At 44.0% G+C, this 22,810-nt stretch carries 25 protein-coding genes; 15 read left to right on the forward strand and 10 right to left on the reverse strand.

Annotated elements, in window-relative coordinates; translation table 11 throughout:
- The first annotated feature begins 137 nt into the window (after nt 1-137).
- From AB4161_RS16320 to AB4161_RS16340, 5 genes are all read left to right on the forward strand, one after another.
- The gene (locus AB4161_RS16320; RefSeq protein ID WP_017057427.1) at nt 138-1,166 is read left to right on the forward strand and encodes a succinylglutamate desuccinylase; all 1,029 of its coding nucleotides are present in this window, start codon (nt 138-140) and stop codon (nt 1,164-1,166) included.
- Between the two features lie 133 nt (nt 1,167-1,299).
- On the forward strand, nt 1,300-2,295 hold the full coding sequence (gene btuC, locus AB4161_RS16325) for a vitamin B12 ABC transporter permease BtuC (RefSeq protein WP_048658530.1): 996 nt from the start codon (nt 1,300-1,302) through the stop codon (nt 2,293-2,295).
- Complete coding sequence (btuD, locus tag AB4161_RS16330; RefSeq protein WP_102320088.1) at nt 2,282-3,040, forward strand: vitamin B12 ABC transporter ATP-binding protein BtuD; 759 nt, start codon at nt 2,282-2,284, stop codon at nt 3,038-3,040. The genes btuC and btuD overlap by 14 nt, the downstream gene beginning before the upstream one ends.
- Nucleotides 3,041-3,069: 29 nt before the next feature.
- On the forward strand, nt 3,070-3,429 hold the full coding sequence (locus AB4161_RS16335) for a DUF6559 family protein (protein ID WP_102320089.1): 360 nt from the start codon (nt 3,070-3,072) through the stop codon (nt 3,427-3,429).
- Nucleotides 3,430-3,916: 487 nt separating this feature from the next.
- Nucleotides 3,917-5,347: a lytic polysaccharide monooxygenase gene (locus AB4161_RS16340; RefSeq protein ID WP_372083676.1), complete on the forward strand. Its 1,431-nt coding sequence runs from the start codon at nt 3,917-3,919 to the stop codon at nt 5,345-5,347.
- Between the two features lie 224 nt (nt 5,348-5,571).
- Here the strand turns inward: AB4161_RS16340 and AB4161_RS16345 are convergent, their stop codons facing one another.
- The 3 genes from AB4161_RS16345 to AB4161_RS16355 all read right to left on the reverse strand — a co-directional run bounded on the left by AB4161_RS16345 (nt 5,572) and on the right by AB4161_RS16355 (nt 7,522).
- Nucleotides 5,572-5,805, reverse strand: coding sequence for a hypothetical protein (locus tag AB4161_RS16345; protein WP_102393880.1), 234 nt, complete (start codon nt 5,803-5,805; stop codon nt 5,572-5,574).
- Nucleotides 5,806-5,864: 59 nt separating this feature from the next.
- Nucleotides 5,865-6,584, reverse strand: coding sequence for a hypothetical protein (locus tag AB4161_RS16350; RefSeq protein ID WP_102393881.1), 720 nt, complete (start codon nt 6,582-6,584; stop codon nt 5,865-5,867).
- A 98-nt stretch (nt 6,585-6,682) separates the two neighbouring features.
- The gene (locus AB4161_RS16355; protein ID WP_017068280.1) at nt 6,683-7,522 is read right to left on the reverse strand and encodes a LysR family transcriptional regulator; all 840 of its coding nucleotides are present in this window, start codon (nt 7,520-7,522) and stop codon (nt 6,683-6,685) included.
- A 193-nt stretch (nt 7,523-7,715) separates the two neighbouring features.
- Here AB4161_RS16355 and gntH point away from each other — a divergent pair, with 193 nt between their 5' ends.
- The 4 genes from gntH to AB4161_RS16375 all read left to right on the forward strand — a co-directional run bounded on the left by gntH (nt 7,716) and on the right by AB4161_RS16375 (nt 11,282).
- Entirely contained in the window at nt 7,716-9,341 is a 1,626-nt protein-coding gene (gene gntH / locus AB4161_RS16360) for a guanitoxin biosynthesis MBL fold metallo-hydrolase GntH (protein ID WP_102393882.1), read from the forward strand.
- Between the two features lie 126 nt (nt 9,342-9,467).
- On the forward strand, nt 9,468-9,983 hold the full coding sequence (locus AB4161_RS16365) for a hypothetical protein (protein WP_017068282.1): 516 nt from the start codon (nt 9,468-9,470) through the stop codon (nt 9,981-9,983).
- A 185-nt stretch (nt 9,984-10,168) separates the two neighbouring features.
- Nucleotides 10,169-10,678, forward strand: a complete 510-nt coding sequence (locus AB4161_RS16370; RefSeq protein WP_102398476.1) for a hypothetical protein — start codon at nt 10,169-10,171, stop codon at nt 10,676-10,678.
- A 115-nt stretch (nt 10,679-10,793) separates the two neighbouring features.
- On the forward strand, nt 10,794-11,282 hold the full coding sequence (locus AB4161_RS16375; protein WP_017068284.1) for a GNAT family N-acetyltransferase: 489 nt from the start codon (nt 10,794-10,796) through the stop codon (nt 11,280-11,282).
- A gap of 156 nt (nt 11,283-11,438) precedes the next feature.
- On the opposite strand, the gene AB4161_RS16380 is transcribed toward AB4161_RS16375, so the two are convergent.
- Complete coding sequence (locus AB4161_RS16380; protein ID WP_304564037.1) at nt 11,439-12,014, reverse strand: nucleoside triphosphate pyrophosphohydrolase family protein; 576 nt, start codon at nt 12,012-12,014, stop codon at nt 11,439-11,441.
- 213 nt (nt 12,015-12,227) lie between these two features.
- Between AB4161_RS16380 and AB4161_RS16385 the strand changes: the two genes are divergently transcribed.
- Entirely contained in the window at nt 12,228-13,298 is a 1,071-nt protein-coding gene (locus AB4161_RS16385; protein WP_372083645.1) for a diguanylate cyclase domain-containing protein, read from the forward strand.
- A 28-nt stretch (nt 13,299-13,326) separates the two neighbouring features.
- On the opposite strand, the gene AB4161_RS16390 is transcribed toward AB4161_RS16385, so the two are convergent.
- Together AB4161_RS16390 and AB4161_RS16395 are read right to left on the reverse strand one after the other, a co-directional pair.
- The gene (locus AB4161_RS16390; RefSeq protein ID WP_102393884.1) at nt 13,327-13,893 is read right to left on the reverse strand and encodes a DUF1415 domain-containing protein; all 567 of its coding nucleotides are present in this window, start codon (nt 13,891-13,893) and stop codon (nt 13,327-13,329) included.
- A gap of 85 nt (nt 13,894-13,978) precedes the next feature.
- Nucleotides 13,979-15,178 carry an MFS transporter gene (locus AB4161_RS16395; RefSeq protein ID WP_372083646.1) on the reverse strand — a complete coding sequence of 400 codons (1,200 nt, stop codon included), beginning with the start codon at nt 15,176-15,178 and terminating at the stop codon, nt 13,979-13,981.
- A gap of 110 nt (nt 15,179-15,288) precedes the next feature.
- Between AB4161_RS16395 and AB4161_RS16400 the strand changes: the two genes are divergently transcribed.
- Entirely contained in the window at nt 15,289-16,161 is an 873-nt protein-coding gene (locus AB4161_RS16400) for a LysR family transcriptional regulator (RefSeq protein ID WP_017065533.1), read from the forward strand.
- A gap of 89 nt (nt 16,162-16,250) precedes the next feature.
- On the opposite strand, the gene AB4161_RS16405 is transcribed toward AB4161_RS16400, so the two are convergent.
- Nucleotides 16,251-16,487: a glutaredoxin family protein gene (locus tag AB4161_RS16405; RefSeq protein WP_016786183.1), complete on the reverse strand. Its 237-nt coding sequence runs from the start codon at nt 16,485-16,487 to the stop codon at nt 16,251-16,253.
- Between the two features lie 137 nt (nt 16,488-16,624).
- Between AB4161_RS16405 and AB4161_RS16410 the strand changes: the two genes are divergently transcribed.
- Together AB4161_RS16410 and rlmF are read left to right on the forward strand one after the other, a co-directional pair.
- On the forward strand, nt 16,625-17,122 hold the full coding sequence (locus tag AB4161_RS16410; protein ID WP_372083647.1) for a YgjP-like metallopeptidase domain-containing protein: 498 nt from the start codon (nt 16,625-16,627) through the stop codon (nt 17,120-17,122).
- A 4-nt stretch (nt 17,123-17,126) separates the two neighbouring features.
- Nucleotides 17,127-18,449, forward strand: a complete 1,323-nt coding sequence (rlmF, locus tag AB4161_RS16415; RefSeq protein WP_372083648.1) for a 23S rRNA (adenine(1618)-N(6))-methyltransferase RlmF — start codon at nt 17,127-17,129, stop codon at nt 18,447-18,449.
- Between the two features lie 90 nt (nt 18,450-18,539).
- Here rlmF and pilW read toward each other — a convergent pair whose 3' ends face one another.
- Both pilW and metA read right to left on the reverse strand, forming a co-directional pair.
- Nucleotides 18,540-19,307, reverse strand: coding sequence for a type IV pilus biogenesis/stability protein PilW (pilW, locus tag AB4161_RS16420; RefSeq protein ID WP_017065536.1), 768 nt, complete (start codon nt 19,305-19,307; stop codon nt 18,540-18,542).
- A 168-nt stretch (nt 19,308-19,475) separates the two neighbouring features.
- A complete protein-coding gene (gene metA, locus AB4161_RS16425; RefSeq protein ID WP_017066439.1) occupies nt 19,476-20,417 on the reverse strand; it encodes a homoserine O-succinyltransferase in 942 nt (313 codons plus the stop codon).
- Nucleotides 20,418-20,692: 275 nt separating this feature from the next.
- On the opposite strand from metA, the gene AB4161_RS16430 reads away from it, so the two are divergent.
- Nucleotides 20,693-21,061: an ATP-binding protein gene (locus tag AB4161_RS16430; RefSeq protein WP_017065537.1), complete on the forward strand. Its 369-nt coding sequence runs from the start codon at nt 20,693-20,695 to the stop codon at nt 21,059-21,061.
- A gap of 74 nt (nt 21,062-21,135) precedes the next feature.
- Nucleotides 21,136-21,558 carry a DUF3859 domain-containing protein gene (locus AB4161_RS16435; RefSeq protein ID WP_019824122.1) on the forward strand — a complete coding sequence of 141 codons (423 nt, stop codon included), beginning with the start codon at nt 21,136-21,138 and terminating at the stop codon, nt 21,556-21,558.
- A gap of 108 nt (nt 21,559-21,666) precedes the next feature.
- Here AB4161_RS16435 and AB4161_RS16440 read toward each other — a convergent pair whose 3' ends face one another.
- Entirely contained in the window at nt 21,667-22,773 is a 1,107-nt protein-coding gene (locus AB4161_RS16440) for a M20/M25/M40 family metallo-hydrolase (RefSeq protein ID WP_017059177.1), read from the reverse strand.
- Nucleotides 22,774-22,810: the final 37 nt, after the last annotated feature.

The following is a 22,810-nucleotide window of genomic DNA, read 5'->3' on the forward strand; positions in this document are numbered from 1 at the left end:
AAATCAGCAGGTAATACAAAAATATATGGGTAGTATTTGTGAGTGATAACGGAGTTTCTATTGATAAGTGCGATCCTAGCAACACAATTTCTATGTACAATTTATTAACATACGGCCGTGCAATTAAGGAGTAGCGCATGACGAAGACCCTCTTTCGCCAATCATTTCTTTTTGACAGCCTAGATCTTGAGCAAGAAGTGGTTGCAGGACAGACCGTACTGAGTAACGGTGTTCAAATTAAGCTTCATCAACGCGGTGTATTGGAAGTGATTCCCGCAGAGTACAATTCTGAAACCAAGAATATCATCTTTTCAACAGGTGTTCATGGCGACGAAACTTCACCAATGGAGCTGATTGATAAGCTCATTGAGGATATTGAAACAGGCTTCCAAGTAGTGACAGCAAGATGTCTATTCATCATTGCTCACCCGGAAGCAACCAACGCGCATACTCGTTTTCTTGATGTGAATATGAACCGTCTGTTTGATGAAAAACAGCACGAAAGCAACCGAGAAGTGGATATCGCGAAGAACCTTAAGTACTTGGTGACTGAGTTTTACAAAGAAACGGTACCTGCCACTCGTTGGCACTTAGATCTGCACTGTGCGATCCGTTTGTCTAAGCATTACTCTTTCGCCGTAAGCCCTAAGGTTCGCCACGAAGTTCGCAGCAAAGCTTTGTTCGACTTCATCAACAGTGCTCACGTTGAAGCTGTGTTGTTATCGAATGCGCCAACGAGCACTTTCAGTTGGTACAGCGCTGAAAACTTCGAAGCCCAAGCACTGACAATGGAGCTAGGGCAGGTAGCAAGAATTGGTGAGAACCAACTTGATAAGCTAACTGCTTTCGATTTGGCAATGCGCAATCTGATTGCTGAAATAGAACCAGAGCATTTGCCGAAGAAAACCATAACATATCGCGTAAGCCGAACGATTGTTCGTTTGCACGATGACTTTGATTTCATGTTCTCTGATGACGTGGAGAACTTTACCGCGTTCAAGCACGGAGAAGTGTTTGGTCATGATGGTGATAAGCCATTGATGGCGAAGAATGAAAACGAAGCAGTGGTATTCCCAAATCGTAACGTGGCTATCGGTCAACGAGCGGCCTTAATGGTGTGCGAAGTTGAAACACGATTCGACCACGGTCAGCTTGTGTACGATTAATACCGAGTCGAGTTATAGCAACGAAAACAACCTCTCAACTGGTTGAAATATCAAGGTTCACATTACGGTGTGAGCCTTGAGTTTATTTAGGGATACAGGTAAGGTTACGCGAACAATTTCAAAGTAGCTTGATATGGATTTCCAACAACTTCTTCACCAAAAACAGCGCAAATGGACCCGAGCCATTTATCTGATGACAGCACTGCTTGTCACGCTGAGTGCGATTTACCTAATGGTTGGCGATCTCTTCATTTCCCCTCTGGACACCTTGTCCACGTTAGAACAAAAACTACTGATTGATTTACGCTTACCTCGATTATTAGCAGCGATTGCGATCGGGGCAGGGCTAGCTGTATCTGGCGCAAGCTTACAAGTCTTATTAGGCAACGTATTAGCAGAGCCCGGTGTGCTCGGCATTTCTGGTGGTGCAAGCTTGGCGATGGTTATCGTACTGTTCTTCTTGCCGTTTGCTCCTACCCCAGAACTGTTCATGATTGCCGCCGTTTTAGGGTCACTTTGTTTTACCGTGATTCTAGTGAGCATGGTAAAAACCATGCGACTCACCACGGCTAAATTACTGCTAGTGGGCGTCGCGTTAGGCATTCTTTCTGGCGCGATGGTGACATGGGCGTTCTATTTTAGTGATGACTTAAGTCTACGCTTATTGATGTATTGGCTGATGGGCAGCTTAGGTGGCGTCACTTGGTATCAACACTCGCTCACGTTGGTGATGATCCCCGTGATTATTTGGCTGTGCCTGCAAGGTAGTAAGCTAGATAAGTTAATGATTGGCGAAACGCATGCCGCACAGTTAGGCGTAAACGTACCGAGATTGCGCTGGCGTCTAATTTTCGCCGTGTCTATTTTAGTCGGCTGCGCGGTAGCTTTAGGTGGCGTGATCAGCTTTGTTGGCTTGGTTGTGCCACACTTGTTGCGTTTAGCGATTGGTACTGATAACAAATACCTTCTTCCTTTGTCTGCCGTTGCTGGCGCTGCGTTGTTGGTGTTTGCTGATATCTGTGCAAGAACCTTATTAGATTCCGCAGAGCTGCCTTTGGGTGTGATGACCACCAGTATCGGTGCGCCTATCTTCATTTGGATGTTAATTAAAAATCATGATTCAAATTAAGAGCCTGAGCGTCGGCGCTCGTTTATTACCACTATCATTTGAGCTCAAGCAAGGGCAGGTGACTCACGTTATCGGCCCTAATGGCAGCGGTAAAAGTACCTTGCTCGAAGCGATATCTGGAATTGGTGATGGTTACAAAGGCGATATAAAGATCGACGGGCAGGATTTGTCGGAGCTGTCTTTACAAGATTTATCATTGCATCGCGCTTACTTGTGCCAAAGCGCAAGGCCAGCCTTCAACTTAGAAGTGTTCCAATATCTTGCATTGTCACTGCCAGGCTCCTCACACGGCCTTGATGCTGAAATCAACGCAGCTTTGGAAGAAATCAGCCAGATGCTAGACATTGCAGACAAACTTCATCGCTCAATTCAGACACTGTCTGGTGGTGAATGGCAACGCGTACGTTTGGCGGGAATGTGCCTGCAAATTTGGCCGACACTTAACCCATACGCGAAGCTGCTGATCCTCGACGAACCCGCAGCTCCGTTGGATATTGCTCAAGAAGCCTTGTTGTACAAGCTTATCGAACGAGTGGCTGAGAAGGGCATTGCGGTTATTATGGCTAACCACGACCTGAACCGAACCTTGAGGCATGCCGACCAAGTACTGCTGCTCGAAAAGGGCGTACTACAAGCATCTGGCAGTGCAGAGCAAGTGCTTGTGCCTGAACAGCTAGAATCCGTATTTAACACGCAAGTAAAAAGCATCTCGGTCGACAATCAAACTTATCTGCTGTTTGGTTAACTTAAGCTCATCAATACAAGGCAATCTATATGTTTAGATATATTCAACGACGACGAATCAAGAAAGTAATCAAATCACTTTCTGCAAAGTTGGTGAAAGCGTACGGAAGCAGTGACTTTTTCTCTATTGGGCAAGTAGAAACGAGTTCATGTGAATTAAGTAAGCGCCAACAACTGGTTGCCTTAGCATTGTTTGCTGATCCACAAGACCTTGCTGCTGAAATTGCTCCAGCCATTCAATTGCTGCGTAATAATGTGTCTAATGACTTCTTCGGTGGTGAGGAATATAACGCGCGTGATGTACTTAATTTGTTGGGCGGTGGCGGTTGGAAGGGCGGTCGTATGGACGATGATATGTCGAATCGATTTGGCATGAATAGCCGCTATTAGTTTAGCTCGTTCAAATTAACGTTTAATGATTTATCCATTTATAAACGTATACGCTCAATAGCTTAGCGACTTTACAGCAGTCTCAACAACGTAATAATAATGATGATAAAAAGCACTCAATATCATTATTTATGCGAGCGTTTCACTCCAATTAATTCAATGAAAAAATACCTTCCTAGCGATCTATTTTCTTAGGGAATGCGTAATTTTTGTCGGTAAAAATTGATAATTCGAACCAATATCATCTATCTACAACGCATTTGTTTGAGTTGTGTGATGCTGATTCCTATTAATATAAAACCCGCTGTTATTGATAAAATTGACGTATATATTTTTCGTTGTTCTTTAAGTCGGAAACTATAAACCTTCGAATTACGGTGCTGGTTGGTTAGTAACCAATTGGTTTTGTGTTTAGGGTAAAATAATAGAGAGTGGGAAAGTGACAACAATAAATAATAATATTCTAAAAATAGCAGTGGGTATGGCTATGCTATCGAGTGTGCCGTCAGTGGCAAATGCTCATGGTTGGTCTGAGTTTCCAAGCGCGCGTCAGAACACGTGTTACGAGCAAGGCGGGATTTGGTCGGGTACACCACCTAATGCTGCGTGTGCTCAAGCAAAAGACATTTCGGGTTCATACCCGTTTGTTCAACGTAACGAGTACGCGAAAAATGTCCAAGATTTCAATAATATCAATGCTGTAAAAGCGGCGATTCCTGACGGCACGTTATGTTATGCCAACGATTCGCAAAAACGCGGCATGGGTGCGCCTCATACTGGTTGGACTCGTACCGAGCTAAATACTGGTACGTTTGAATATGTATTCAATGCGACAGCGCCACACAACCCTTCTTTCTGGGAGTTCTACCTAACGAAACCAAACGCGGACCTAAGCAAAGGCCTAGCGTGGGGAGACTTAGATCTTATCCAAGAAGAGGGTAACGTTCCGGTTAATGGCGGCAAGTACCGCATTAATGTCACTATTCCTTCAGACCGTTCTGGCGATGCGATTCTATTCGTTCGTTGGCAACGTGATGATGCTGCGGGCGAAGGCTTCTACAACTGTTCAGACATCACTATCGCGGGTGGCACAACCCCTCCACCAGAGCCTACACCTCAACCTGATCTAGTCCGTGGCGACCTGTTTGTTTCTGACCAGTTTGGTACGCCAGAAATTGGTGATACGGTTAAGTACGACATCATCAACAAGTACGGTGAAGTCGCGCGTAGCTTCGACATCGTTATCGACGCTTCAAACGTTAACGATTGGGCTCGCTTGTTGGCTTCAGAGATTAACGGCTGGCACGAAGAGTTTAAAGATGGCGCGATCTTCATTGGTGATTGGCACGCTGAAATGCAGCACTACATGTACTTCCAAAACGATCCTTCACGTAACTTCTTTAACTCAAAAGATAGCCGTGCTTCTGGTCAGTTAACGCTGATTGATGGTGGCGACGGTGGTGTTGAACCATTAAAAGGCGACATCTACGAGCTAGTGAAGAGTGACAACGTAGTGAATGCTGGCGACAAAGTTGTAATTGCAACAAGCGAAGCGGCGACATTGACTCAAACTCAAGGTACTTCTGTAAGCATTCAAAATAACGGCACGGCTTCTATCGTAGTTGATACCACTGGCATCACTGCAAACGAAACTTTATCGTTTATGGCTAGCTCGATTGAAAGCGACAGTTTTGAAACCTTCACTTTTGAAGTAATTGCTGATGAAGGTGGCGTAACACCAGACCCAGACCCTACGCCAGATCCAGGTACGTGGGACTCATCAGCGACTTACCTTGGTGGCGAAGTCGTGACTTACTCGAACCAGTCATGGAAAGCACAATGGTGGGTTCAAGGTGGTACTAACCCTAAAGCGACTTACGAAAATGACAAATGGGGCGTTTGGCGTCCAGCCAACTAATCTTAACTATTGTTAGTTAATTAGCCTTGCAATAATAACCAAGACACCACACTTTTTGACGAGTGTGGTGTCTTTTTTAGCGTCTGCATTTGCGGTTTTGAATGTCATCAGCCTAGAAAAAGTGATTCAGGAACGGAGTCTTAATCACTCAGCACGGCTCTATAAGAAGATGAGAGTTATATAGAAAACAAGAGCTATATAACGTTTTGTAATGTGTTGAAGAATTATTTCAGAATAAGGTTTTCTTTAATCTCATCGTTAAGATACCCCTGATCAAAATCTGGTGTCATAAATTCGACGGAGGAGGAGTCTAGATAGCTGGTTTCTAGATGACTCGGCTCTAGATAATGGGGGTCTAAGTGATCAGCACTTACGTAGGTGGGAATCGCAGAAAACAAAACGATACTGATCGCTGCAGCGATATTAATGGCTTTGTTGCGTTGAGGAGTCATTTTCATAGTAGTGCCCTCGAAAGGTGGGCAAATCCATCTGCCTATGAGAATTGAATCTGAGATGTTTAGAAGTCGTAAGACAAACCAAGCGTAATGATATTGTCGTTGTCGATCGGGCCCATCGATTGGCCGTTCAAGTAAAGGTCACCTTCGTTGGTATTGAAGTAGGTGTATTTCACGTAGGGTGTCCAGTCGTCGATGCTTTTAGAGAGAACGACTTCGTGCTCATTGGTACGGTAGTCGCCTTGATGAAAGATTACGTTGTCATCGTTGTGGGTAAACCCGCCATTGGATCCATCACTGTTTTCGTGAGTGTATTGATAAGCTAAATCCCAGCCTGCGAGTGAGTACCCCGCACCGGCGATGAACTTATTGGTGTTGATCGTGGTGTCGCTTACATTCTCGAGTACTTGCCCTGACTGGTTATATCCCAATCCACCGAATACATTGAAGTTGTCGTTCACTTGATAATCGATAATACCTTCGATTAATAACTCTTCACCGTTGTCCCATTTACCGAGTTCACCGTATAGGTTGAACGTGAAGGATTCGCTGATGTGAAAGTCGTGTCCGTAACCCGCGGCTAGCCAACCCTGGTCATCAAAACCTATATAGACTTGTCCATTTTCTGAGGTATCGATTAATGCGCCAGCTTCTGTGGTGTAGACACCGTTATCAGCAGCATTAGAGGCAACGTTTTGTTCGATGTAAACTTGAGTCGAAGTCGCAAACGCTGCGCTGCTGAGTAACGTAAGTGGTAGAGCAATAAGGTTAAGTTTTTTCATGGATTCTCCAGTGTCGTTCTATTGAATTAACTTGCTAGAGAGTATGTGATTAAACTGAATTTATATTAATAGGGTTAACTTTAGTTAAAACCTCAGTTTCATTTATGTTTCCTTAATGCTGATTTGATTGCTTCACGGGTTTTGATGTGCTGTTCGTCTTTAGCGTAGCGGCGGTGATAGAGCATTCGAAACGTGATCGGTCTTAATTTGATGGGGATAGGGTGAACGCGTAAGCCAAGCGCTGGTGCAAGCATTTCTGCAAAAGAGCGAGTAGAAGCGGCGATATAATCTGTCGTGCTTGCCAAAATCAGCATGCTTGAAATTGAGCTGGTTTCAATTCTGACTTTTCTCGGCTCGATATCGCTCTCTGATAAAAACTCGACCGTGTTCATGTTGGCGCGTTTGATCTTGAGCGCAATATGTTCCTCTTGGAAATACTCTTCTTTACTTAGTGTCTCACCAATTCGAGGGTGGTTGATTCGAGTCAGACACACGGGCTCCTCATCGACGATGGTTTCTTCAATCAATGAGTGTTTCTTACTCGAAAGTACATCAATGACGATATCTACTTTTTGTGCAGTAAGCGCATCAAACAGTTCTTCCTCTTCGAGTGGCGCTTCCGTAAAGCTTACGCCTTCAACCTGGCTAACGAAATGAAGCAAGCTCTCTGTGCAATAGACTTTAAGGTCATTCTTTTGCTGCTCAACCGTTCCAATGATGTTCAATGGGTCTTCTATCTTATTAGCGAGTGATACCGCTGCTCCAGTAGGCGCGATACCTCGTCCTTCTCTCACAAATAAAGCCTTGCCCACGACACCTTCGAGTCTCTTAATCGCCGCGCTTACCGCGGGTTGAGAAATATCGAGCTGCTCTGATGCCACGGTGATAGAGCTGTGTTTGTAAACGGCCAAAAATGTCGTCAGTAGATTAAGGTCCAAATTCAGTTCCCTCTATTCTTATTGCCACTCATCCAAATCATGGTGGAGTCGTTATTAACTCATAAATGAAATGGAGGTTTTAAGTAAAGTTTACACTATATATCAAGGTTCTGTTTATTAATAAACTTGTTTGTATCGGAGTGAGGAAGGAACTTCATTCATTTACTAAATACTCAGACCGATAGGTGAAACTATGAGAACTTTCGCAAAATTATCAATCATCTCTTCAGCAATGATCATCACGACCACCGCTTTTGCTGCTGACCCAATGATGCAATACAACACCAAGCAAACTAACTCTGATATTCAAAAACTCGAGAAATTTGAATATCACGAGGGTGAAACCCTTGAAGAGTATCTGAGCACTCAACCTAAGGGGAACTTGTATTCTTCAGAAGAAGAAGTGCTTTCTGTGTTAATGGGCGGTGTAAACAATGGTGACTATCGCAAAGAAACCAATTCAGGTTGGAAAGAAGGCCTGATGTTTGAGGGCATTGCACCTTATGGCGATCACATGGTGTCGGGCGCCAACTGGTTCCCACGCACTGAAGAAGTTCAACCGGATGAAATGCGTGTCACGTTCATGGGGACATCACCAATGATTCGCCCGGGGCAGGCAAACACCTCGATATACGTCGAATTGGGTAACGGCTCTAACTTTGTCTTTGATTTAGGTGAAGGATCAATTGCGAACTACGTAGCGGCGGGTGTCGCGATGAATGAACTCGACCATATCTTCATTACTCACTTACACGTAGACCATTACGGCTCGTTACCTTACCTGTATCAATTTGGTGGTTGGAATGGTCGCTGGGAAAAGCCGCTTAACATTTATGGTCCGAGTGGTGCGACTCCAGAATATGGCACTCGTCATATGATTGAAGGCATGCAACAAATGTTGAACTGGCACACCGATGCATTTGATGTGTTCCCATCAGGCAACGACATTGTGGTTCACGAGTTTGATTTCCGCGACGACGGTGGCGTTATCTATGACCAAGACAATGTGGAAGTGATTCACTGGCGACGCAGTCACGCAAAAGATGGCGCGTCTGGTTACCGCTTGAATTGGACTCAAGATGACGGCCGAGTGCTTTCATTTGTTTGGACAGGAGACGGTCGCCCAACAGAGTTGGATTTGAAATACGCAAAAGGTGCAGACTTGTTCATTACTGAGCTGCAAACCGAAACGTTTGGTGTGTCTTCGATTATTCAAGGTGTACCGCCATTCTTAGCACGTTACACCGTTGATACTCACCATACACCAGCGTACGCGGCGGGTTATGTGGCGAATGAAGTACAACCGCGCTTGTTCATGACAACGCACATGACATTCGACCCATATCTCAATGAGGAAACCGTTGCAGAGGTTCGCCACCATTGGCAAGGGCCTTACCACTTCGGTGCGCCAGATGGCATTGTCGTTAACATGACTAAAGATAATGCGTGGGTTCGTGAAGGTATTTTACCTGATTTCCCGAATGCGCGAGCGCCACAATTTGATATGGCCGATGGGTCTGACTTTAGAATCCCGCTGCCGAAAAACAGCCGTGAAGACATACAAGAACAAGAGATTCGTGATTTAGAGTTGGATCCAAAACTGTACTATCCAGAAGGCTACCACCCAGAGCTGTTAACTGAGTGGCCAGTCGACCGTGACATCGTGATCCCAGCTGAACAAGTACCAGAAGCAATGAAGCAAGGTATGAACACCAAGCAAGAATACATGGATAGAGTGCGTGCTCACCACAACCTTGAGCGCAAGTCGGTAAGTCGTCCAACTGAGCCTGGTGAAGGAGCAGGAACCGACAACAAATAGGGTATTTGCAGTGAGGGCTGATATTGCCCTCACATCCTAAAAAGTTAGGTAAATAAACCCATTCTCTTACTCAATCATAAAAACTATTGCTTACAACATCTTTGCTTAGAATATCTGGAGTTCATTATGAAAAAATCAATTTTAGCGGTCGTCATTCTATCTTTAGTGTCAGCGTCTGTTTTCGCTAACGGACAATCCAATGCTCACAACTATCAACCTGGTGCGACGAATAACTCAGAACGTTTAGCGGATATTGATCCTAACTACGAACTGACCTTACCTTCAGAAAAAGAAGGCTACACCATGTATGACAACCAATCCATGTCAGATGGCGGGACCTACACAACGTATGTTAAACCGAATCCTTCCGATGCAATGCATGTCGCCGATGAAGGCTCACTAAAAATAACGCATGGAGAAGGTGGTGTCATTATGACGGAATACACCACAAAGAATGGCCAACACACGTTTTCAGTGATGTGCGGCTACACCTCGGGTCCATCGTACTGGGCTGACGGAAAACCAGCGAAGGTATGTGAAGAGGCGCAAGCACTAGCGGTTGCATTGGAAGCAAAAGGTGAATGGGAGGTGAAGCCAATGACTTACACCATCGCACCAGCAAGAATCGTAGTTGATAAGTGATTTTTGTCTATAGAACGCTCGTTATATCGAGCCTCGTTATCCAATCATATTGATTATTTGTAGTGAGACAGAGGGGTACTCAGGCTGAAATGGTCTTGAAGTTCCCCTTAACTTAGCTCATCTCACAAGAAGCTAAGTCAGCCAACTAATCAAATTTGTATTCGAAAATACAGAAGGTCTATCCCATGAAAAATACCATTAAGCTACTGGCTATCGCATGTGTTTTACTTACTCCAATGCATGTCGCCGCTGCCGAACATAATCATAGTCACAATCATTTTAACCCTGAATTAGAGAAACTTGGCGACGATATTATTGGTCTAACCGTGTGTTACAAAAATGGTCATCTATCAGATGAGAATCAAGAGCCTGCGTTTATGAACCTTATCAACCATGCCAATGTCGAGGGTGAGGAGTTGGGGATGTACTACATGGATAAGTTGGGTCCTAAAGCGGAGCAAATTATGAGTGATGACGACGCTCGTCGCTTATGGACTCAAGATTATTGTGCTGATTTGACTGACACTTATTTGGATTCAGATAAGTTAGCTCAAAGATCAAATGAACATCAAAGTCATTCACACGGCCACGATCATGGACATCACCATAATCACGATCACCATGGACATGGTGACTTGACACCGGAGGTACTTGAGCAAGATATTGAGAGAGGGCGTTTACTCAGTATCAATTAAGCCCAATAAGATAAGTTCATCTAACCTATTGTTAAATATTCACTATTTGATAGTGTGTCTAGGTGCACATTAAGGATGTGTTTCATATTTAGCGATGAAAATAGTAGGAGTTGCGATGAGTATTATAGTGAGACGGTCTGAACCGTCAGATGCAAAGGGAATAAAAGAAGTTTACGAATGCACTAATGCTTATACCGGTACGCTGCAACTCCCAAATCCATCTCTGGAAAGCTGGCAAAAACGAATCTCTAATATGCCTGATAACGTGTACTCGTATGTCGCGATGATCGACGATGAGATTGTTGGCAACTTGGGAATGGAAGTGTGCGTGAATCCAAGAAGACGACATGTGGCTTCATTTGGTATGGGTGTTAAAGACGATGTGCTAGGCAAAGGTGTGGGTAGTCAGCTGCTCGCGACCGCGATCGACTTGTGTGATAACTGGATTAACATCAAGCGAATGGAGTTAACGGTATACACCGATAATGAAAGAGCGATCAGCCTGTATAAGAAGTTCGGTTTCGTGATTGAAGGAGAGTCCGCAGGGTTCGCTTTCAGAAATGGCGAATATGTGGCGGCTTATCATATGGCTCGACTGGTATAGCATTTAGCTACGATTAACACACAGCTACGATTAACACAGTTAGAATTAACTGACAGATAATAAAACGCCACGTTATTTAAACGTGGCGTTTGCTATTTTGGTGCGCTGGTGCTTTAAAGAGCTACAGCCATAACCTTAGTTCAGTCGTAAACTTAGTTAAGCCGTTAGTGGCTCAAGGTTCGCAGGACGGTAGTGTACAGATTTTAGTACTTTACCTTGGCGAACTGTCTTGCCTTCCGATACGAAATCTTCCGCACACTTAGCGATGATGTATTCGCCTTTTTGAACCGCCATCAGCTTGATGTTCTGCTCAGCATAGAAAGCTTCTGTTTCAGCATATTCAGTTTCGTTGCGACATACTTTGCTCATGTTGCTTGAGTGTACTTCGTCCCAGCAAGGTAAGAAGTCAATTGAGCGGTTTTTAGAAACATTCAACAGTAGGTCGATCAGGTAGCTGATTGCTAGGTTGTCTTCAACCTTAGCTTGGCCAAGGTGAACCAGACGTCCCATCAAAACATAAACGCTGTCTACGATAGCGTCCGCTTGTTCGATTTTAGAGTCAGCTTCTGCAAGTTCTGTTAGCTCTTCGATCGCTAGAGAGGTATGTAGCGTATCGCCTTTTTCGTCCATTGTTTCAGGAGCAGCAACCGGCAGATCAAAAGTACTGCGGAACTCTTCAATGTCGCGGTAAAGGTGATCGTAGATTTCTTGGTTTAGTTGAGAAAGGTTCATATTCCTATCCATTTTGTTTCGTTAATGGATCATTTTAACAAAGGTAGTAATGGGGTGCTAACGCAAAGTGGAAGAACGCAACTTTTATTCATTGGACCAATGAGGTATTTTGCATACAAACTAATTGATTATTATGTTTTTTTACACTTTACTCTTCTTAATATACGAAATATTAATGTTGCCATTAATGTCAGCAGTAGTGGAATCCCATTTATGAACCAAGCCAGTGAAAGCGAAATTGTTATACGCCGCTTGTATCAAATCACCAATGATTATCGAAAGGGCTTCGATATTCAGATCGCTCAGCTGCTTATTATGGGGCTTGAACGCTTCAACCTTGATATTGGTATCTTATCGAAAGTAGATGGCAACACTTATCTAGTAGAACATTGCGTGACTCCAGAAGGTGTCGACTTAAAAAGCGGTGACATGTTCGACTACCGTTCGACGTATTGCGAAATTACCTGCAAGTCGAGTGGCCCTATCTGCATTGAACACTGCGGTAAACACAAAATCTACGCGAGACATCCTGCTTACCAATCCTTTGGCTTAGAATCTTACATTGGCATTCCCATTTTCGTCGACGACGAGCTCTATGGCACTCTAAATTTCTCGAGTGGTAATCCGTATTATCGCGAGTTCAAAGAGTTTGATATTGATGTAATGAAGTTGATGGCCTCGTGGATCGAAGTGGAATTGGTTCGAAGACAACAAGAGCATAAGCTGCAAGAGTTGAACGAGAAGCTAGAATACCAAGCTCTGTATGATCCTCTCACTCATCTACCGAATAGACGTTGCTTGTTTAAAACGTTGAATGCAGAAGTGGAGCAGTTAAAAGGATCTTTAGGAAAGGGAACCTTGGCGGTTGTCGACATCGATTTCTTTAAACAGGTCAATGACACTTATGGCCACCAAATGGGTGATGTTGTCTTAAAGAAAGTGGCGAACGTGCTGAGCAATAACACTCAAGAAGGTGAGTTTGTGGCGCGCTTTGGTGGCGAGGAGTTCATTCTTTGGTACCCAAATAAAACCCCAAGTTGTGTTGAAGATAAGTTCATGACTCTTTTGCAAGAGATGAAGAAAATCACGCTTGATAGAAAGCCAGTCACTATATCAATCGGTGCGTGTCATTTTGAGTTGAGTACAGGGGATACCAAAGGGGAAAGGATGTCGGCGTTAGATAAGCTCATCAAAGTTGCCGATGAGTGTCTGTACATTGCGAAACAAAATGGACGAGATCAGTTCATTTCTCGTCCATATCATCAAGAGCGCTCAGGAATATGAGCCATCTTGTTAGCGATTAGCTGAACGATTAACTAAACAAGTAAGGGAACAGTTGACGGCGTTCTTCTGGCGTTAAAGACTCAACTCTTGCGATGTTGGTGTCTGGGATCGCTTCAGGGTTAGGGTAGTGCTTCAGTACCTTTTCCATGCTTGCTTCACGAATCAAATGGTAAACAGGGTATGGAGAGCGATTCGTTAGGTTTTCATCGTCTTCTGGATCCGCACCACCAAAGCAATAGTCAGGATGGAACGTTGCCACTTGGTAAACGCCTTCCCAGTCTTGCTGTTTGATCAACGCTTCAACCCAATCAATGAACATGTTGTAGTCGAAGAAATCTTGCAGCATGTTAGGAACCACCACTAAAGTCGTCTCTAATTCAGCAACTGGCGTATTATCTAACTCTACGAAATGCGTCATGATGTCTTCCAGTAACGCTTCTTCCGTATTCGCTTCACTCACAAAGATCTTAATCTGTTTATTACGTTGTGGCTTGGCTGCGAATGGGCACAGGTTTAGGCCAATAACGACATCGTCTAACCATTGTTTAACTTGGTCGTGGATGGTTTGAAGATCTGTGCTTTGAGTGTTCGACATAACAGGTTCCGAAATGAAATTTTGCGTAGGATATCAGAACGGACGTTAATCAAAAGCAATAATTGAGTTACAAACTCAGTCGTAGTTATGCTTGTGCGAGTTTGGAAGTCGATACTTGTAGCTGTTTCAACTGATAGACCCAAGCAAATATCGCGACATAGAAGATTGAACCACCTGCAATCACGCCATTCCAACCGAACAGTTGCCAGCAATATAAAAGCAAGAATCCACCTAAACTACCGCCAATATAATAGTGAACCAGATAGAGCGCGGTCGCTGTCGCCTTAGCGCTCGGTGCTTTTTGACTCACCCAAGAGTAGGCAAGAGTGTGGGCAAAGAACGCACCGCCACTAATCAATAACAAGCCAGCTAACATGAACGGGACTTTATCGACCGCAGAAACCAGCATTCCAATTAAGCTAATGCACACGCCCATCAAAATTCCGTTTAACGGATCAAAGCGAAGTGTCCATTTGTTTGATAGCTTAGAGCTGACCGTACCGGCCAAGTAACATAGGAATATCAGCGAAGCTAAACCTACAGGCACTGAATGAGGCGCAGAGACTAGCCTAAAGCCCATCACCGAGTACAGGTTAACGAACAGAGCAAAGTTAGCACCCCCAATCAACATCGCGAGCCACAGTGTACGGTTTTTTAAGTGCATTACAACGGAGCGGTTGTGATGAAAGAACAGCCCTTTTTGAGGTTTGAAGTTCTGTTGGTCAGGTAGGCGATAGGCAATAAATAGTGCACCAAGCAATGAACCGACAACGAAAAACAGTACAGTTGCATGCCAATCGAAATAGTCTGTAATTAAGCCGCCTAATACACGTCCGAAGATTCCACCCAATGAGTTGGCCGCAATATAACCTCCAATCGCGACAGCAAAGGCTTTGGGTGTTAACTCCTCAACCATATAGGCAACCGCCACGCCTGCAAAAGCTGCGACCGCAATTCCCATGAATGCTCGGGCAATAACGAGTTGCAACAAGGTAGTCGTGAACACCATGCTTAACCCTATTAATGGGATAGCGAACAGACTGAACAGAATAATGGGTTTACGACCAAAGGTTTCAGAGGCAATTGCCCAAGGTACCAAGCTAATCGAAAGGCCGAGTGTTGTAGCAGCAAATAACCAGTTGATCTGAGTTTCAGATACTTGGAAGTGCTCCGCCATGTGCGGCAAGATAGGCTGAAAGAGGTAAAGGTTACAGAAAATGATAAATGAACCAATCGCCAATGATTGAGTGATACGTTTGTATTGAGGACTGCCTTTATCAAACATTTACGTTGTGCCTGCGCGAGTTAGTAAGCTATTTGTGAACAAGTTATCAGTACAGGTGTGATTAAAGAAATATATTAAAAATATCACCTCTATATATTAAATATATCGCCATGCTTGAATCAAAACCACTTCGACATTTTCTGGCTGTTGCTCAGTTTGGTAACTTCACCCAGGCGGCCAAAGCGCTGCATATCGCACAGCCTGCATTGAGTATCTCCATTAAAAAACTAGAACAGACACTAGAGTTGATTCTATTTCGTCGAGGCGATAAATCCGTCACTTTAACGGAGGAGGGCAAAGTACTGTTTGAGCATGCAAAGCGAATCGCCCAGCAGTTTGATGATGCTCAGCTCGCGATGAATGAACTAAAGGGGCTAGAAAAAGGCGAGGTTCGATTAGGCGCTCCAAGTATGATGGGCAGTTACTTTTTCCCCCAAGTAGTGATGGCATTTAAAAGCCAATACCCAAACCTAAAGTTGACCTTGATTGATGCTGGCACCGCATCTATTCGTGAAATGCTGTTAAACGGCGAACTCGATATTGGCGTAATCAACCATGAAAACGTGCCTGATGATCTTGAAACTGACCACCTGTTAAGCTCAGAAATGTTAGCTGTAGTTGGCAAAGATCACCCACTGGCAACGCAACCATCCATCACCTTTGAAGAATTTTTTGCTCAAGAGCTGATCATGTTCAAATCGGGCTACTTCCACCGCGATTTTATCGATGCGACTTGTAAGAAGTACAATCTCGATATGACCATTGCGTTCGAAACCAATTTATTGCCAATGATTCTTTCTATCGTGAAGCGAGAGTTTGCCATCACCGCGTTGCTTAGCTTGGTGACAGAATACGAGGAAGATGTCGTAGGCGTGCCATTTAAAGACCCTGTGAAACTGAACCTATCTTTGGCGTGGAGAAAGGAAGGGTATCTGTCAAAAGCAGACCGAACCTTTATTGATTTCGTTAAGCGGTATGTGTGATTTAGTAAGATTTAAATAAACAAAGCCCGAACATCCTAGATTGGATATTCGGGCTTTGTTGTATAGAAGTATGACTGGCTCAGAGCACGTTAGGTGTTCTTTGAGTTATACATCTTATCGAAGTTTTTCTGATTCCAGCCGACCATCACTTGATCGCCGATTTTAAGCACGGGGATAGAACGAGCACCCATTGCTTGCAATTCTTTACGGCCACGCTGCATCTTTGCATTCGTCAGGCGGTAAACAATTTTCTTAGAGTCTAAATACCTTTGGGCATCTTTACAGTGCGGGCATTTGTCTGCGACGTACAATACAACACGTTTCATTTTTTCATTCTCTTGGTGAATCTCGCTAAAGTGTAACGAATCCTAGGTGATTAGAAAAGTGTGATCAGTTACACTATGCGGCTCAATTTTCAAGACCACAACGTATTGTCGTGGTGTAACTTGTACGGTCTTTCAGCATGCATCCTTCTTTACGCTATATTCAAGGCTATCCTAAGCACATTCTTGATCCTGTTGCTCAACTTGTAGAGTCGGGTAAATTGGTGCCTTGGTTTGAAGCTCGCTACCCAAAGAATCATGAAATAAAAAGCGAGAAAGCCCTGTTTGACTATGCGATTGAGATAAAAAATCGCTACATGAAAAAAACACCACCGATCAGCAAAGTGATTTACGACGGCAAGATACACCTAATCAATAATGCGTTAGGTCTGCATTCTTACGTTGCTAAGAATCACGGTGGAAAGATCAAATCAAAGAATGAAATTCGTATCGCCAGTGTTTTTAAAAATGCACCAGAACCTTTGCTAAGAATGCTGGTGGTACACGAACTGGCGCATATCAAAGAGAAAGAGCACGACAAAGCCTTTTACCAACTATGCTGTCACATGGAACCGGAATATCATCAACTTGAGTTGGATGCCCGTTTATTCATGATGTATTTAGATTTAAAGAAGTAGCCCAATGAGCCAATCACAAAATAGAACGACGCTAAGCCTGTCGAAAAACAGCACTTCATCAGCAAAAACAAAAGACAACCAAGCTGATGTTAAGCCAAGTACAGCTAAGCCAAGCAGCGACAAGCGTATTTCTACAAAGAACACATCTGATAAAAGCCGCAAGAATAGCGCACCTAAAGGCGCGGGCAATAACAAAGCAAAGCGACCTTTTGCAAAAGACAGTAAAGGGAAGCAAGGTGCAAATAAAGGATCATCGAATAAGGGTTCTTTCAATAAAACGGCTTTTAACAAGAACGCAGCTCAGAAAAGACGCTCGGCTGAAAAACCTCAAGGTGGATTACACCCAAGAAACCAGCACACTGGCCGCTATAACTTCGAGTTACTAGTTGCAGCCTTGCCTGAGCTAAAAGAGCATCTGATCAAGAATCCGGTTGGCGAAGACACCATTAATTTCTCTGATCCATTGGCCGTTAAGCTACTCAACAAAGCTTTGTTGTCGCATCACTATGGCGTTAAACATTGGGATATTCCTGCTGGTTACTTGTGCCCGCCAATTCCTGGTCGTGCAGACTACATTCACAGAGTGGCCGACATCCTTAATAGCGATGGCCAAGGTGAACCCTATAACCACGCGTCTGTGAAAGCATTAGATATTGGTGTCGGTGCAAACTGTATCTACCCAATCATTGGTGCGACAGAGTATAAGTGGCGTTGTACAGGGACAGATGTTGATTCAGTCTCCATCAAAACAGCGAACTTCATAGCGGAAAGCAACCCTAATCTAAAAGGTAAGATCCGCGCTCGCCTACAAGCTGACTCTGAATCTATCTTTAAGGGCGTGATTAAGGATAATGAACGTTACGATGTCACTATTTGTAATCCTCCATTCCACAGCTCTCTTGAAGAGGCTGAAAAGGGGTCACAACGTAAACTGGATAATCTAGCGGCGAACCGTGCTAAGAAAGCCGGTCAGTCATTCAAGCCTGAAACGAACAAGAAGCCAGTTAAGTTAGATAAATCAACTAAGCAAGCTAAACCAACCTTAAACTTTGGTGGTCAAAAAGCCGAGCTTTGGTGCCCAGGTGGTGAAGCCGCTTTCATTATGAAGATGGCAAGAGAGAGTCAACTTTTTGCTACTCAAGTTTTGTGGTTTACGACATTGATTTCTAAGAAAGACAACGTCGATATGGTTCGTTCAGAACTGGGTAAGCTGCGAGCGAAACAAGTAAAAGTCGTCGAGATGTCACAAGGCCAGAAGGTAAGTCGCTTTATCGCATGGACCTTTATGGATGACGAACAAAGACAAGAGTGGATCGCGCTAAAATAGCGGCTGCACTTAGTTAAGATATTAAGCTGAAATACGGACGGGCTTGTTGTTAACGCAACAAGCCCGTTTTTTTTGTGTTTTGCATATAACCTAAGCAGAAAGCAACTCATCTAACTTACTCTGATATTTCTGCTCTAGAGCTTTGTTACCTGCTTTGTTTTCGAGATCGACCAAGATTTTAAGCGATGGAATTTGATAGCCATAACGCTGGTGGAATTTGAATAAACGGATTCGAGCGTCATTGTAATCGGCGTCACTCACTTCAATTTTTGATAACTGTAGTATCGATTTTACGCGGTTTGGATCGTGGTCAATCGCTCTGCTGAAGTAGTACTTCGCTTGGTCGGTATTGCCAGCCTTAAATGCGCAAAACGCGGCGTTTTCATAACTTGCAGACACCAAGTAGTAGTAGGGTTGGTCGATGGCGCGATTGAAGTAATTATCGGCTTGTTCGTATTCGCCCTGTTTACACAAGAAGGTACCGTAGTTGTTCAATACATTGCCATTTCTTGAATCAAGACTGAGTGCTTTGCGGTAAGTGCTTCTCGCTTCATCTACTTCACCCACTTGTTCGTAGTAATGCGCCATTGAAAGCCGAGCACGGTAGTAGCTAGGTGCGTGTTTAATCGCGAGCTCAAGGTTTTCACGCGCTCTCACCATATTGCCTTGTCCCATATAGCCCAAACCTAATTCGATTCGAGATTCAGACATCGCGATAGGATCACTTTCAATCTTTGGCGGTCCTTCAGTGACAGAGACACAACCGGCCAAGGAAAGCGAGGCAAGTAGTACCACACTTGATAACGAAAGAGGGCGGGACAACGAAATCGGATTTGAAAATGATGGCTTGGCAGGCATGTGAAGCTCCTTATGAACACCAACCCATCATATGAAATCAAACCCATTGAAGTCGTAAATCTATCATGGAATGCGACCCACACACCATAAAAAAACCGCGTCCAATTCGTCGTTTTATCAACAACATACTGAACACGGTTTATGTGTTTGTGAATCGGAAGAAAGAACTTAATCGTCTTTGGTAAAGTTGTCTTCGCTGAAATGATCCAGATCGTAAGGCGTTTGTTGGTAAACGCAGTAGTTTAGCCAGTTTGAGAACAACAAGTGTCCGTGGCTGCGCCAGCTTGCAACCGGTTTGTTGTCTGGATTGTTATTCGGGTAGTAGTTGATTGGTATCACAGGCTCCATGCCTTCACCCAAATCTCGAATGTACTCATTGTGAAGTGTGTGAGAGTCGTACTCAGGGTGACCCGTTACAAACACGTTTCGCTTATCTTTGGTTGCTGCTAGGTATACGCCTGCAACATCAGAAGTTGCAAGAACATCAAGGTCAGTATGTTCCGCTAAGTACTCTTGAGAGAAGTCCGCATAGCGAGAGTGCGGAGCTAAGAATGTATCGTCGAAGCCACGTAAAATAGGGTGGTATGGGTTATGTATCTCGTGGTTATAAACACCAGACAGCTTCTCTTTACGAGTGCGTTTTGGCAAATCATATAATAACTTCAAACCAGCCTGAGCCGCCCAACACACGTATAGCGTTGAAGTAACGTGCTTGTTTGCCCATTCCATGATGGTTTTCAGGTGATCCCAGTAGATCACATCTTCAAATTGAACCAAGCCAAGCGGCGCACCAGTGATGATCAATCCATCAAAGTTTCTTTCTTTGACCATTTCAAATTGGCGGTAGAAGTTATCAAGGTGTTCAGTCGGTGTGTTTTTACTTGGTCGGTCATCAATGCGTAGCAGCTCTACATCCACTTGCAATGGGCTGTTCGATAGTAGGCGTAAAAATTGAGTTTCAGTTTCAATCTTCTTCGGCATTAGGTTGAGGATCAAGACTCGAAGTGGACGAATTTCCTGTGTCGATGCTCTTGATAACGGCATAACGAAGATGTTTTCTTCACGAAGAACATCGGATGCTGGCAATTGGTCTGGAATGCGAATAGGCACAGCTTTCTCCCTAAGCTAGATATGTAGACGTCTATACATCTAAATCTATAGTAGTTTGATACGCTTGTCGATATGCAAAATGGATAGATGTAAATTATTTGTGTTTTCTATCAGAAGCAATCCACGCGCTTCGAGGGGAGTCTCATTGTATTCAGTGATTGTCTGAGTCGTGTGTAAGTACTTGGTTTTCGTATGCTGAGCAGAGGCAGTTATCAGAGCAACTCGTTACTATTTACGATAAACTCATGTTTTCAAATTAGCCTGTACAGTGACAGATGAAGTTAATACTCATTCGAGGGTTGCCCGGTTCTGGCAAATCAACAAAAGCAAAAACCTACGATGCATTGCATGTCGAAGCCGATATGTATTATGTGAATGAGCAAGGTGAGTACCATTTTGATCCTAGGCAGCTGCAACAAGCTCATGAGTGGTGTCAAAACACAGCTGAAAACGGCTTAAAGCAAGGGTTTGATGTGGTTGTTTCGAATACCTTTATTAAGCATTGGGAAATGAAAGCCTACCGCCAACTTGCACTCAAATATAAAGCAGAATTAATTATCGAAGTGTGCCGAGAGCAATATGGCACGATTCACGACATTGAACCTTCAGTAATTAAGCGTATGGCGAAAGACTGGCAAGAATAGCCTCGTGCTTATCCAGCTTGGCTGAATGGAAAATTGAATCAAATTAATAGAACAACTTCAAGGTAACGATTGAAATGGCAAAGCGCTCTGTTGTGGTCGACATGACTTCTTATGGTATCTATTCCACATGGGATTCCAAATCTAAAGATCTTCCAAAAATCCAAGAGTTCACCACTACCGTTGATGCCGAAATCGATGTGGAATTTGGCTATATCTTGAATATCAAGAAAGCCAAAGGCGAAAAGATTCGTTACTGCATTTATCACCCAAACATCACCACAGACAAAGGTGAAGTGCTCGAACCGTTCGATGGTGAAGAGTATGTCGGCAACAATGACTGGGATTTCTACTTAGGTGACACTATCTGGGCACCTGTCTCGAACAAGTTAGGTAAATGGCGCATGACGGTTGAGCTAAAAGGCAACATTATTGCTGATAAGACATTCGACCTCGTAGCAAAAGACGAAGGCCAATTCTGGAAGCGTAGAGGGTTTTAGGTTCGACCTTCTATGTTCACCTAAACAACAAAAAGCCGAGCATCGTGATGATGTCTCGGCTTTTTTCATTGTGCTAGATAGAAGTGACTACCTAACTAATGGATTCGATTATTGCGTTACGTAAGCCACAACAAACTCAGTGATTGCGACCATGTCTTTCACTGCAATGTACTCTTCAGTGGTGTGAACTTTCGCCATACCAGTAGAAAGGTTAACTGTTGTCAGGCCTTTTGCGTTGAAGTTGTTTGCATCGCTACCGCCGCCAGTGCGTTTAGTGTTCGCTGTGACGCCAAGCTTCTCAAACGCCGATTTGATAGAAAGAATGTGCGGATGATCGTCTGCAATAACGAATGCATCGTAAGCACGAGTTGATTCGATTTCTACTTCAGCGCCGAACTGCTTAGCACTTTCTTGGAATGTAGAGATCATATGTTCAACTTGAGCCGTTAGCTTTTCGCCGTTTAGAGAACGTGCTTCAGCCACGACTTTAAGCTCTGGCATTACGATGTTAGTTGCTTGACCACCTTCAACAATACCAACGTTTGCTGTCGTTTCTTCATCGATACGAAGTAGGTTCATCTTAGTGATAGCGTCTGCAGCAACTTGAATTGCGCTGATGCCTTCTTCTGGTGCTAAACCAGCGTGAGCAGGGCGACCTTTGATTTTAGCAACAATCTTCTGCTGGCCAGGCGCTGCGTTTACGATAGTGCCAATTGGACCGCCTGTATCAAGTACGATTGCGTGCTCAGATTGAATGTAAGACATATCGAAGTTCAAAGAGCCGAACAGACCGCCTTCTTCGAATACAGTAAATGCAATCTCGATAGTTTTGTGCTCTTGTCCTTCAGCTTTAATGCAACGAACCGCTTCCATGATAGCTGCGATACCAGACTTGTCGTCACCACCTAGAATTGTGTTGCCTTTTGAACGGATGATACCGTCTTCGATGATTGGCTCAATGCCGATGCCTGGCGTTACTGTGTCCATGTGGCAGCTGAACACTGTGCTACCTGGAAGAGTGCCATCTAGACGAGCGTAGATGTTGAAACCATTAGACACTTCTTCAGGAACCGCCAGTTTGTGAACTTCAAAACCTAGTTCACCGAGTTGCTCAGCCAAAGCTTCAGCAATCGCTTTTTCGTTACGAGATTCACTATCAATTTTCACTAGATCGCAGAAATGTTCTACAAGACGTTGTTCATTAATTTGGGTCATTGTTAATTCTCATTATGCTTCCGCTTGTTCAAAAAGA

The sequence above is a fragment of the Vibrio sp. 10N.286.51.E5 genome (genome assembly GCF_041469125.1).
GTDB lineage: Bacteria > Pseudomonadota > Gammaproteobacteria > Enterobacterales > Vibrionaceae > Vibrio > Vibrio crassostreae_C.